The organism is Paenibacillus arenosi (genome assembly GCF_014841135.1).
GTDB lineage: Bacteria > Bacillota > Bacilli > Paenibacillales > Paenibacillaceae > Paenibacillus_B > Paenibacillus_B arenosi.
The window spans coordinates 128,594-141,495 of sequence record NZ_JACYTN010000003.1 but is presented as its reverse complement, the minus strand read 5'-3'; the positions used below and the strand labels follow the sequence as shown (position 1 = coordinate 141,495).

The following is a 12,902-nucleotide window of genomic DNA, read 5'->3' as shown; positions in this document are numbered from 1 at the left end:
CTGTACTTCTATATAAGAGTAACGAGTACAACAACTAACACTTACGCAAATAAAAATAGAATTGAACACCATCTTCTGTATTTTCAGCGCCGTACGGTACATGATGGAGCTCAAGAATATTTTTAGAAATGGCAAGCCCGAGTCCAGTTCCTCCCTGAGTCCGTTGACGAGATGAATCCCCCCGATAGAAACGGTCCCACACTTTATCTAACTGAGCAGGTGGAATATGAACCCCTTTGTTCTCGATACTTACTTTTATGAATTCGCCCTCTTCAACAGTCAAGATATATAGTTCCTCTCCTTCAGGCGTGTAGCGTATTGCATTTGTCATAAAGTTAGTAATGACCTGCTCAATACGCAGCTGATTCGCTTCAACGGTTACAGGTACAAGCTGCATATGGACAAGCAATTGCTTCTTTTCCATCTCGGGTGAAAGCTGTTCGCATATGTAGGCTACGATCGTATCGAGCTGGAACACGTCCATCTCCATCTTGTATGTGCCGGATTCAAACTTAGCCAACTCCAACATATCCACGATCATCAAGTCCATTTTATCGACTTCTTTTACCATCGCCTCGAAGTAATGCTCTCGTTTATGCTGGGCGACACCATCTCGCAGTATAGAGATGCAGCTTTTCATAATGCTTAAAGGCGTCTTCAATTCATGGGATACGCCGGCAATAAATTCTTTCCTTGTATTTTCCAGCTGCTTTTCCTTTTCAATATCTCGCTGCAACTGCTCTATATAAGAATGCAACGTCTGCGATAGCTGATTAATATTAGATGACAAGTCACCAATCTCGTCCTTCGAACGGATAGACAACTGTTCGGAGAAGTCCAGATTCGCAATTTTTTCAGTAGTACTACTGATTCGCAAGAGCGGTTTGGCTATCTTTTTCGAATAATAAAAGGAAACGAGAATGACCAACAGCAATACAAGGGCGATAAGATATCCATAGTATTCCTCTAGCATTTGCACAGCTTCATCAACGGGCTGCAAGGATGCCATTGAGAACAAATAAACCGTTGAACCATCACTGCCGCGGATCGGTTTAATAAATAGTTTGTACTTCACATTGTTGTGCACTCTATCTAGCATTTCCATAAAATTGATGTGTAGATCATCCAAAGCATCCTCATCCTGCAATAAGTCTGCTTGGAATTGCTTAATTTCTCCCATAAATAGAGCATCATCATACATCAGGCTCGAAACGTTGTTCTCTTCAGGAATCCGGATTTCAGTGACTGTTCCCCTCAAGTATGTGATCGAGCCGTTCTTTATATTCATTTTAATATATTTGTCGTCCACTAATTCTACAACCTGGTCATTACCCCAATAGTACTTACCTTGTTTTTGCTCTTCTATCCGCACTGGGACATAGGCTCCATACTCATTTACCGCCTTAATAACAACCCCAGATCCAACCTGTATAGGCGATGACTCATTAGCTGCTTCTTCTATACTTACCAAATTGTATAGAGGGATACGAATAGTTGAATTACTAGGCACATCCTCGTTAGAGGAGTAATCCAATTTAATTTCTACATAAAAGTCATTTGTATTCCGCAAATTACCGTGTTTATCGAGTGTCGTAATCCATGTATTGTTATCTCGATAGAACTCTTGCTCCAGCCTTTGTATGGCAGCCACGTTGCCTTTGACATTTACATAATTGCGCTCAAACAATTGTATATTAGCTTGAATATCATCCAGTTTGCGATTCTCATAATACTGCTTGAAAAAAAATGATTGTCCTATATACACCGTTGCTAAAATGAGCATACACAGCGTTGTCGTTAAAAAAAACAGCTTCCACACAATTCCTACTCTCATACGCTAACCTCGAACTTGTAACCAATGCGCACGACCGTCTTAATAAGCTTGCCCTTGCCGCCAAGCTTACCCCGTATATTTCGAATATGTGTATTTACCGTACGATCATCGCCTGAGCTCTCGTATCCCCAGATCTTCGTAATCAGTTGTTCTCTAGTAATAACAATTCCTTCGTTCACCATCAAATACGACAAAATCTCGAATTCGGTATAGGTGAAGCTGATGCTTGCACCGTCAATCATCACCATCCGTGAAGCATGATCAATACACACCCCGCCATGTATCAAAGTATCTGCTGACGCTGTCGTTGTTCGAGCTCGACTATCGAGCAGACGCTTAGCCCGAGCTAATAGCACGGGTGGACTGTAAGGCTTCGTCACATAATCATCCGCGCCTAGCTCGAAACCAAGCAACGTATCATCTTCATCCACCCGCGCAGTTAACATAATGATTGGAACGTCCGATGTCTTGCGAATACGCCGACACACAGACCATCCGTCGAGTTCTGGCAGCATAATATCTAGCACGATCAAGTCTACTTGATGTTCTTGAAACAAGGCTAAGCCTACCTTGCCATCAGATCCTTCTAACACGTCATAGCCTTCATTTATAAAATAATCTTTTGCAATCTCCCGCAATATCGGTTCATCTTCCACGATTAAAATGGTCCTTGGCATCATGATAACTCCTAACCCCAGGTTGTAATATCTATATTATACCAGCACATAGAAGTCATCTCTCTACCATTTGATCTTTACACTACTTCATCTGGATAGATTCGATCATTTTATTGGCTAATAGACTCCATTCCTCTTGCATCCCAATAGGGCTAGAAACTTGAACCTCCAGAAGCCCGCCATGTAAACTTGACCAAGATAGAAGGACATATTTATCCTTAGTCGTTATCTCTTGCACCGCCATATGCTTACCGTCAACTTCCCTGACCTCTTCACTTATTCCCTCAGCGCCTTCATAATTCTGCTCCAGAATCCCTTTCATCTTTTTAAGACTCTGTTCAGCTGGCTCTGCCTCTCCCCCACTTTTTTGCTCCGGATCATGCTTGATAGTAATCGTAACTTGTGCAGATTCATCATGAAACTTGAGTTCCCGATCGTTGGGAGACTCCTCCTTAAAATCTTTAGGGATCGAAATCTCTAGTTGATTAGAAAGCACACTCTTCCTTTCTAATCGGTCATCTGTTTGATCAGTGAGTACCTGCTTCTCCGCTACTTGTTTATCTGTAGTAGTAGATGGAATAATTTTAATCACTTTTTCATCTACAGACTCATCTATGGACTGTGAATTTTGCTCTCCACGGGAATCTTTATTTTCGCTCAAATTGGATGCAACCTGAGTACAGCCCATAATAATAGTTGCGAATGCAATGAATATGAGAAGGGCAGCTATGCGCTTCATCTTCAATCTCCTCTCGTTTCTACCGTTTATTCATTAAGATAGGTCGTAACACGATTCTGAATCAGACTGGCGACATCTTCCGCTGACTTCTGACCGCTGAAGTAAGCCACTGCTTCTTCGCTTATAATAGACTGAATCTTGCTATCTTCCTGAATAAAGATGCTGGCGTCAGCAATCATCTGCTTCAAAATTTCCATACCAGTAGCGGTCACGGGTACATCCTCTCCAGTTACAGAACTAACCTTTCCCTTCTCGACCAATTGATTCATCACTTTCTCATTAGCCAACTTATTCACCGCAAACCCTTGTTGATCAGCCTTAGATTGAAACTGATCAGATAGGAGGAACTTAAGGAACTCCCACGCCTCCGGCTTGACCTTTGAATTGGCATTTATTGCGATAGGGTTAGCTCCTCTAAAAGAAACCCCGGAAGGTTGTTCACTCGTATGAGGCTTGCGATATACCTTTCCTTGCTTGAAGAAACTGATACTTTCCGTAAAATAATCGCTCGGTGATAATAGTAAAAGGGGGTAAAAGTAAGCTTCTCCAATACCTAACGGGTCAGTCGTAATGACTTTATCGTCGTACATGTCCTTCACTTGGCCCAGCATATCAATAAAGAAGGGAGACTGGAACTTGGCGTTCGAAGTGGACGAATCGACCAATTCCGTATAGTTATCCGTGACAAGATAGCCTAACATTTGTTCTGGAGGCGTATTGCCTATCGCGTAACGACCATTTTTCTCATGCAGTTGCTTACCCGCTTGTGCAAATTCGCTCCATGTCCAATGCTTATCATCAATTTGGAGCTGCGAAGCCGTGATCGCTTCACGATCTCCAAGCAATGTATCCAGAAAAAATCTCGTCGGCAGCACATAAAGACCGTCATTCATTTTCGCATGTTCAAAAATATTCATATAGTAATGATCTTTATTGAACGACTTATCCTGCTCCATCAATTCGGTAAGATTAACGAGTGCATTTTTATTTACGTACTTTCCAACCTGAAGCCCGGCAACGTTTAGATCGATTAGGTCCGCGCCCTTACCAGAAAGGATTTGTGTATTTGTTGTTTGCACATATTTTTCGAAATCTGCCTCAGCGTTTCCCCCCTCGGATTTGTACTCCTTAATCTCAATAGTTGTATTCGGATGCAAAGCCTCAAACTCGGCCTTTGCTGACTTATAGTACTCACTCGCCGTATGTACGGACAGCACCACTTTCTTAGGTCCGCTCTCATTTGGCTGCTCATCCCCACTGCCACTTGCACATCCTGTAAGAGTCATTGCCAGTATTCCACACATCAACATCAACCATTTTTTCATAAGTAATGGTCTCCTCTCATTATGAAAGCTGAATTATACCTAATCGAATTCTATTGTGGTCTTACTCTACTTCCCTCTACTAAAGGCTCCGTACTTTCGACGACAATCTGTTCATTTGGATAAGCACCAGAAAGAATAACGGTTTCGCTGTCATTGGCAGTTCCTACTTCAACCTTCGTTTTTCGAATGTGGTATGTATTGCCGAGAGGTCCTTTAGCTTCCTCTACAACATGGACATAGTGGTTCACTCCCTCTTTATGAATTGCCTTATTGGAGAGGAGCATGCTGCCCCCTTCCCCAGATGTACGGGTCAAATGTACACGGACTTGTTCACCTGTTCGAACCGTTTTATCCGATACTTTTACAATAAGACGATTCCAAGCCACTGCATCTAATGGCTGCTGGACACCTGTTTCTCCTTCACCTCCTGCTAGGGAGGGAGAAGAAGACTCTTTAGCATCCACATGCTCTATCGTTGTGATCGTGCCATTCAGCGGTCTAGCAGACCCGCCACCATAGCTTTGCAAATCCAACTTATCGCCCAGCTTCAATTCCTCAGTAGCAGTTGCAGGAAGTGAAAGTTCCGCCTGATAGCCCAAGTTTTCATTCGCTAGCCGCACATCGAAACCATCACTGACTGACGGTGAACCTGTGACCGCATTTAACTCCGTAATGAATCCATCGAACGGTGCAACCAGGTTCGAATCCCGGCGGATCCTCTGCTGTAGATTTTGTATCTTTCTTTGCTGATTCTCTATTTGTAATTGTGCGAGCTTCATGTCTCGTTTGGAGGTACGTATACTTGCCTCATCGTTGTTTCTTACGGCTTGAACATAGCGTTCTTGGGGTACTTCCAACTCCAGCCGAAGCCGTGCAAGCGTGGCTTGCTCATCTTGCAGCTCATTGTGAGCATCTGAGTTCTCATACGTAACCAGTGTCTGACCTCTTATTACTCGATCCCCCTTCTTTATCTTTACATTTTTTACGGTCCATCCAGAGGAGCTTGATAACTTAACCTCACTTACTGGCCGTAGTGTTCCAACCGCACGAAACTCTTGAATGATCTGCCCTTGTCTTCCAACCTCTGTCCATACTTTAGGCAAATCCAACGTTTTCAGCGTATTGCTGTACAAAGTAAGGATTAGCAGCGCTATCGCACTTCCGATGAGGAGGAATCGGAGCGTTTTTTTTCGTTTTTGAATGGATTGTTCCTCTAAGCTTGCACTTGCATCCACACGATAACCTCCTTATCCTTTAATACCTGACAGCTGCACACCCTGTACGAAGTAAGACTCCGCATATAGAAATAAGAGAACCATCGGTGACATATACAGCACCGAAGCGGCAAAGCCCACTCCTTTCTCTGCTTCCTGAATCCGAGATAAGTACAGTGACAACGGCTGTTTAAAGGCATCTTCGAGAAATATCAATGGCTGTTCGACCATATTCCAGTAATCAACAAACAGCAGGATGACGAGTGCCGCAATGCCAGGTTTCATGAGCGGAACAATAATTCGCCAGAAAATATACCAGTGTCCTGCACCATCCATAACAGCGGCCTCCACATATGCATACGGGATAGAAAGCATGAACTGCCGCATCATAAACACACCAAACGCTGAAAATATACCTGGTAAAATGATGGCACTCGCACTGTTCCCGATCCCTAATAGGTCGATAATAATGTAGTTGGGAACCAAAGTTACTTGGAAGGGCATCAGCATGGTCATCAAGTAGACAAAGAATAAGGCTTCCCTTCCCCGGAACTTCAGTTTCGAGAAGGCGTAAGCGGCCAATGCCCCTACTACGGTCTGCCCTACGACAATAGGAACGACTAGAAACACGGAGTTCCAGAACATATTTAAGAAGATAGGTGTTTCCAACAACACCTTTTCATACTGCTCGAAGGAAACCCAATCCGGAATTATTTTCAGATTAACAAAAGCATCCATTACCCCAGATTTTGCATCTGGCATCTTACCCAGCAGTTCATAATTACGGTTAATTTCCTTCTCTTTCATGAGCGAATTCGTTAGCTGAACCCCGAGTGGGAGGAGTGTAATCACCGCACATGCGATGAGAAAAAGAGACATGATACATTTGTACAACACAGTCGGCTTTTTCATCTTTCACTCTCCTTACTCCAACGATCGGCTAAATCGCCGCTCTAGTGCTAGCATACTTGAGACAATGATCAGAATAGATGCAACCATTATTACCGCGGCTGCCGTTAACTTCTGCATATCTAACGAGGCAAACATGTTGTTCATATAGTGCTGCAATATGTAAATACTATCGTATGGATAGTCTCCGGCGATTAAGTAGGTCGCTCGGAATATATGAAACGAATTAATAATAGAGATGAGCACCACGAAGAACATCGTCGGCGTCAAATAAACAATTGTAATATGGAACAATTTATGCAGCGGACCGGCACCCTCTATCTCAGCTGTCTCATAATAATCCTTCGGAATGCTTTGCAAGCCTGCAAGCAACAAAATGATGTTATAGCCTAGGTTCTTCCACACATACACAAGTGTCAGCACACCTATTGCCCATTCCGACTTCATCCAGTCGATCCGTTCCCAACCGAAGTGGGACATCCAAGCATTAAGCGACCCGTTCCAGTCAAATAGGATCTGCCATACCATAACAATCGAGGCGACCGGCACGACCAATGGTAAAACAAATGCCGTTCGAAGCCCCCGCTTCACATAGACATTCCCATTCAATAAGAGAGCTAGCAGCAACGACGATAAGATGAGTATTGGTACGCTAACAGCTGTGAACTGTAACGTGTTTATGGCTGCTTTACGAAACGAAGCGCTGGCCAGTACATTTTCATAATTCGTTGCCCCTACAAACTCGCCGCCACTCGTCTGATCCATCAATGAATAGAGGATACCTATACCAAACGGGATTACGTAAAATACGGCAAATCCGACTATGCTCGGCGCCAAAAAACCAATCGCTATAATACCTTGTCTGCGAGCCAATCGCCGCAATCGTAGCAGCATGACACGGGACACCTCCTTCGTTCAGGTCGAAATGATCTAGGCTTGATATACATCCGTTATGCAAATATGAAATAAATAAATGAATGTATACAGGCATGATTGTCACTTAACGTTTATGAAAATAATCAATCACACCCTCAACAATTGCCTGCGATGCTTCCTTGTGAAATTGCAAGGATCTCATTCGTGTCTCATCTTTTTCATTTGAAATGTAACCCAACTCAAGCAGTAGCGCTGGGACTGTATTTTCACGAAGGACATAGTAATCTCCTACTCTCACTCCACGATCTCTCGTGTCAAAGTTCTTCTCCATCAAACGATTATGAACCGCTTGAGCGATTGGCTGATCATGACTATCCTTATGGTAAGTCGTCATTCCCTCCACATCTCTCGTTGTGAACGCATCGAAGTGAATGCTGAGGAAAAGATCAGCACTTGCTTCTGCAGCCATATCGACACGTTGCTGTAGGTCAACGGTTTCGTCCTGCTTCCGCGTTAAAAGGACTGTCGCTCCTGTTCTCTCCAACAACTCCTGCTCGATTTCTTTTGCCATCTGCAGCGTCATATCTCGCTCCATCGTTCCTAGCTGGCCGATAGAGCCCGGATGCTTCCCCCCGTGACCCGGATCAATGACGATCGTTTTTCCTTCTAGCGGTTGTCCCGGTACCGCCATCAATGGCAGAACCTCTACATCCACACGAACATCATTGATGTTGTAGTAGAAGACTAGCCCTACTACGAGTAAACTCAACACGCCTAGCAGTGCTAGTTTCGGAGCTTTTTTCGATTTTTTTAATTTTTTTGATCTATAGGTTGCCTCATCGTTTGTCATATTCGTTCGCTTATTGTATCGCCGCACCACAGTTCCTCTCCCCCGTCACTCCACCAGATAACCTTAGTCTACTGAGGCAATATCAAGATGAAATGAAGATGCGATAAAGATGAATCAAAATATGCTTTTAAATTTGGTAGAATACTGAATCAAGAATGGAGAGTATAATAGAGGAGTATACGGAAGATGAACGGTGGAACTCTGTATGTATAGGTATATTTCGAATAAAACGTAGAAGAGGTTTAACATGAGCGAGAAGCAATTTACAGATTATCCATTAAGTGAAGAGATCGTGAGAGCACTAACTAGCTTGGGCTATGAAAAGCCAACAGAAGTACAAACCAAAGTCATTCCTGTTGCATTTGAGCAAAAAGACCTTGTTGTCAAATCACAAACAGGCAGCGGCAAAACAGCCGCTTACGGTATTCCACTGTGCGAACTAGTGGAATGGAACGAGAATAAGCCGCAGGCACTGATTCTAACACCAACACGCGAGCTTGCGTTACAGGTTAACGAAGACATCATGAACATAGGCCGCTTTAAGCGAATTAAGGCAACCGCTCTGTATGGCAGACATCCTTTTTACGAGCAAAAAGCAGAGTTGAAGCAACGAACTCATATCGCGGTTGGTACACCAGGTCGCGTATTCGACCATATTCAGCGCGGCACGTTATCGCTAGAGCGCATTGCCTATCTCGTTATTGATGAAGCAGACGAAATGCTCAATATGGGCTTTATTGAACAAGTTCAGTCCATCATTCAAGAGCTACCTCGCAACCGAGTTACGATGCTGTTCTCCGCTACATTCCCTGAGGATGTAGCTAAACTATCGCGTCAGTATATGGACAACCCCGTTGAGATTGAGATTAAAGCGAGTGGTGTCACGACAGCTACGATTGAGCATGCTCTTATTCAAGTGAAAGAGGCAGATAAGCTAGATGTGCTGCAGGATCTACTTGTTGTTGAGAATCCTGAAAGCTGTATTATTTTCTGCCGTACGCAAGAGCATGTAGATCGGTTGTTCGATGAAATGGATGACCTCGATTATCCATGTGATCGTATTCATGGCGGCATGGAGCAAGAGGATCGCTTCGAGGTCATGAACGCGTTCCGTAGAGGACAATTCCGTTACTTGATTGCAACGGATGTAGCTGCCAGAGGAATCGATATCACGAATATCACCCATGTCATTAACTACGATATCCCACTAGAAAAAGAAAGCTATGTGCATCGCGTGGGACGCACGGGTCGTGCAGGCAACACGGGCAAAGCGATTACTTTTGTAACGCCTAAAGACAGCAATCGTCTAGCTGATATTGAGACGTATATTGGATTTACAATTTCAAAAGTAAATGCTCCTTCCGAAGAAGCGGTAGAGCTGCATAGAGAACAGTTCGAACAGAACCTGCACGTCGGGCAAGTTCTGAAAGTTGATAAGCGCGAGCTATTGAACAAGCAGATTATGAAGCTGAACTTCAATGGCGGCAAGAAGAAGAAATTTAGAGCCGTAGACTTTGTGGGAACCATTGCGAAGCTTGACGGAGTAACCGCGGACGATATCGGAATTATTACGATATTTGATCACGTAACTGATGTGGAGATTCTGAACGGTAAAGGGCCGCTTGTGCTTGAGATGATGCAGGACATTACGATAAAGGGCAAGCTTTTAAAGGTCCGTAAGGGCAAGAAGTAATTCTATCATTTAATGGATACTGGTTTTTCTTATAATCAACATCGATCTTAATCAAACTCAAAAGCCGCCTCAGATAACAAACTGAAAGCGGCTTTTGGTCTTTAGCCAACGGCTTTTTTACTACTTAACCAACAGAGCCCACCCTATCTTTCGAGATAGCAGCTGGCTCGTCTTATCTATTCTTTGTCTATTACGGCTTGGCTGCTAGTAAAAGGAATTCTTTATTTAAGCCTGACTGTACCACTTCGGAACCATAAGCTCGAAGTTGCTATGGTCATCCATACACCTTTGAATTCTTCTCATAATATCATCAAGCTCATCCGTGTTTACTTTCAACACCCATACAACCGATGAAATTAAAGTCATCGCGAGATAAAGGGAGTATAACCGCCAGAACTCTTCATTTGGCTCTTTACCATGATAGTAACCCCGAATTTGTCCAGCCGAAAAAGGAATACTAACTTCCGCACTGAACAATCCAATTTTCACAAACTCATGAATCGGATCTCCCCAGTCATCTCGATCGAAATCAATGACACCAGAAAATTTACCGTCCTTTATGACCAAATTACGAGGATGAAAGTCATCATGCTGGTACTTATTCGGTCGATCTTTCATCAAGTGTAGATTGTTATCGATAAATGATAATAGCTCCGCATCATTAGGGATTACGACCCCAGATTCCGCATATTGCGTTCGATACCTTTGATGCTTTCTAGACATGAGTTCATGCCAAGGCTCTTTATCAGCAGGCGCAGAAACTTGGTTTATTTTCAGCAACTCTATACCTGCTTCAACACCAACATCAAACTGTTCTATTTCCGTTAACTGCGGCAATTGTTCATAAGCTTCATTTCCCTCAACAAATGAGAGAATCGTATAGCCTAGTTCTTGCTCAGGAATGATACCAATCTCTATCGCTCTAGCGCAGCGAACAGCCTGCTGTTCCATCAGCTGGAGATGTTTAAATTTGATTAGCTTATCGTTATGTGCATCCATGCTATAAGTTCTGAGTATGTACTGAGGGTGTTCATTGCTGTCATAAACGATGTATTTCTTATCACTTGAGTATCCTTTGTGGATTTGTTCAAGCCTACTGCTGTTATGCAGGAATGGAATTGATCTGCGTAAAGTTTCAAGTTCTCTCATGATGACTCGTGGTTATCCTTTCTCCTATTGTTTATTGTTAACTCAAATTGTCGGCCAATAAATATACCATATTCTTCTTGACTGGGAAATGTATTTTTACATGTATGGTCATAAAAATTCTCAATTACGGAAAGGAGTATTTTACTTCCCTTATTAATAAAATGAGCCTCCCTGTACAACAATATGGTTTGTGTTCGTGATGATGGAACGAGTTATAACCTGCCATGGTACATATTCACCATACTACGTTTATCTCACCGCAACTGTTTACAAACTGGAGGTTCTAATAATGAAACACTTAAGAGCGGTTACCGCTGTAATGATCTGTTTAAGCTTATTTTCTGCCTGCTCGTATGGAAATGGAACTACCACTAAAACCGAGCAAGGTGCAGCTAACACCACACGCAGCCAAATGAACGCTGCTTCGCACCACGATGCACGAAACAACGTTGATAGAGCTCAACCTCGCAACGGGAATATGCGTGCCAATGCAGTCAAAAAAGTGCTATTTGACAATACGCACGGTGAAACAGCTGGACAAGCAGACTGGGTTATTGATGGTGGATTTTCTGATTTTGCTAATGGGCTTACAAATGCGGGCTTTACCGTTAACGAACTCCGGAAGTCGGAACCGATCACAATTAGCGACCTTCAAGGCTATGATGTATTCGTACTTCCTGAACCTAATATTCCGTTTAAAAAGAGTGAACAGGAAGCGCTGCTTCAATATGTACAAGGTGGTGGCGGTCTCTTCTTTATCGCGGATCACTACAATGCCGATCGCAACAAAAATCGTTGGGACGCTACTGAAATTTTTAATGGCTACCGTCGTGGCGCTTATGGCAATCCCACAAAAGGGATGGGCCAAGAAGAGCGTCAATCTGCGAGGATGGCCGATGTTACAAGCGAAGATTGGCTGGGTAGAAATTTTGGCGTACGATTCCGCTTCAATGCTGTAGGTAATGTCGTTACTAATAAGATTGCACCCTCTGATCAAACTTTTGGAATTACGAATCAAATATCTAAAGTTTCGATGCATGCTGGTAGCACGTTAGCGATATTAGATCCGAAGAAGGTAAAAGGAATCGTATATTTACCAAATCAACTTCCAAAGTGGTCTCATGCGGTAGATCAGGGCGTATATGAAGGTGGAAAAGATGAAGGACCTTATGCGGCAATTTCCAAATTAGGTGCGGGTAAAGCTGCTTTCATCGGCGACTCCTCGCCAGTTGAGGATGCGACTCCTAAATATAGACATGAAGAAACGGGAGCAAGAAAAAGAACTCATCCTGGCTTCACGGAGCAAGGCTCCAATAACGGAAAACTGTTGGTGCAAATCGTAGATTGGTTGTCTAAGAAAGAATCGTATACCGACTTTACGCAAGCAAATATTCAGCTTGATCAGGCGACCTCCCTGCTTCCATTTGAACAGCCACAGCAATCTACAGAACCTGAGCATGAACCTTGGGGCAATACTACACCAGGTTATAAATGGTGGGACAGTTCTACCTTTAAGCCAGGATCTTATAAATAAGCCTGACAATATGGCTGCACTACCAATAAAATAGAAAGGGAGTCTAACCCGTATCTTAGGTTGACTCCTTTTTCTATACTCTGGCGATTCATACTTTCGGAA

General features: G+C 43.3%; 10 protein-coding genes and 1 pseudogene. 2 read left to right on the top strand and 9 right to left on the bottom strand.

Going from position 1 to position 12,902, the window contains the following annotated elements; translation table 11 throughout:
* Positions 1 to 34 precede the first annotated feature (34 nt).
* The 8 genes from IFO66_RS06615 to IFO66_RS06580 all read right to left on the bottom strand — a co-directional run bounded on the left by IFO66_RS06615 (position 35) and on the right by IFO66_RS06580 (position 8,451).
* Positions 35 to 1,834, bottom strand: coding sequence for a HAMP domain-containing sensor histidine kinase (locus tag IFO66_RS06615; RefSeq protein WP_192024387.1), 1,800 nt, complete (start codon positions 1,832 to 1,834; stop codon positions 35 to 37).
* A complete protein-coding gene (locus IFO66_RS06610; protein WP_192024657.1) occupies positions 1,831 to 2,511 on the bottom strand; it encodes a response regulator transcription factor in 681 nt (226 codons plus the stop codon). Before IFO66_RS06610 ends, IFO66_RS06615 begins: the two co-directional genes overlap by 4 nt.
* An 82-nt stretch (positions 2,512 to 2,593) precedes the next feature.
* Positions 2,594 to 3,250 carry a hypothetical protein gene (locus IFO66_RS06605; RefSeq protein WP_192024386.1) on the bottom strand — a complete coding sequence of 219 codons (657 nt, stop codon included), beginning with the start codon at positions 3,248 to 3,250 and terminating at the stop codon, positions 2,594 to 2,596.
* A 26-nt stretch (positions 3,251 to 3,276) separates the two neighbouring features.
* Positions 3,277 to 4,575: an ABC transporter substrate-binding protein gene (locus tag IFO66_RS06600; protein WP_192024385.1), complete on the bottom strand. Its 1,299-nt coding sequence runs from the start codon at positions 4,573 to 4,575 to the stop codon at positions 3,277 to 3,279.
* 50 nt (positions 4,576 to 4,625) lie between these two features.
* Positions 4,626 to 5,810, bottom strand: a complete 1,185-nt coding sequence (locus IFO66_RS06595; protein WP_192024384.1) for an efflux RND transporter periplasmic adaptor subunit — start codon at positions 5,808 to 5,810, stop codon at positions 4,626 to 4,628.
* Between the two features lie 12 nt (positions 5,811 to 5,822).
* Positions 5,823 to 6,668, bottom strand: coding sequence for a carbohydrate ABC transporter permease (locus IFO66_RS06590; protein WP_420488654.1), 846 nt, complete (start codon positions 6,666 to 6,668; stop codon positions 5,823 to 5,825).
* A gap of 45 nt (positions 6,669 to 6,713) precedes the next feature.
* On the bottom strand, positions 6,714 to 7,592 hold the full coding sequence (locus IFO66_RS06585; protein ID WP_192024382.1) for a carbohydrate ABC transporter permease: 879 nt from the start codon (positions 7,590 to 7,592) through the stop codon (positions 6,714 to 6,716).
* 106 nt (positions 7,593 to 7,698) lie between these two features.
* Positions 7,699 to 8,451, bottom strand: coding sequence for an N-acetylmuramoyl-L-alanine amidase family protein (locus tag IFO66_RS06580; protein ID WP_337912600.1), 753 nt, complete (start codon positions 8,449 to 8,451; stop codon positions 7,699 to 7,701).
* Positions 8,452 to 8,671: 220 nt separating this feature from the next.
* On the opposite strand from IFO66_RS06580, the gene IFO66_RS06575 reads away from it, so the two are divergent.
* Positions 8,672 to 10,117 (top strand): DEAD/DEAH box helicase, encoded by a 1,446-nt coding sequence (locus tag IFO66_RS06575; protein WP_192024381.1) that lies wholly within the window; start codon positions 8,672 to 8,674, stop codon positions 10,115 to 10,117.
* Between the two features lie 225 nt (positions 10,118 to 10,342).
* On the opposite strand, the gene IFO66_RS06570 is transcribed toward IFO66_RS06575, so the two are convergent.
* Positions 10,343 to 11,266, bottom strand: a complete 924-nt coding sequence (locus IFO66_RS06570; RefSeq protein ID WP_192024380.1) for an aminoglycoside phosphotransferase family protein — start codon at positions 11,264 to 11,266, stop codon at positions 10,343 to 10,345.
* Positions 11,267 to 11,753: 487 nt separating this feature from the next.
* On the opposite strand from IFO66_RS06570, the pseudogene IFO66_RS06565 reads away from it, so the two are divergent.
* Positions 11,754 to 12,794 (top strand): annotated as a pseudogene (locus tag IFO66_RS06565) (DNA-binding protein); the annotation flags it as partial.
* Between the last annotated feature and the right edge of the window lie 108 nt (positions 12,795 to 12,902).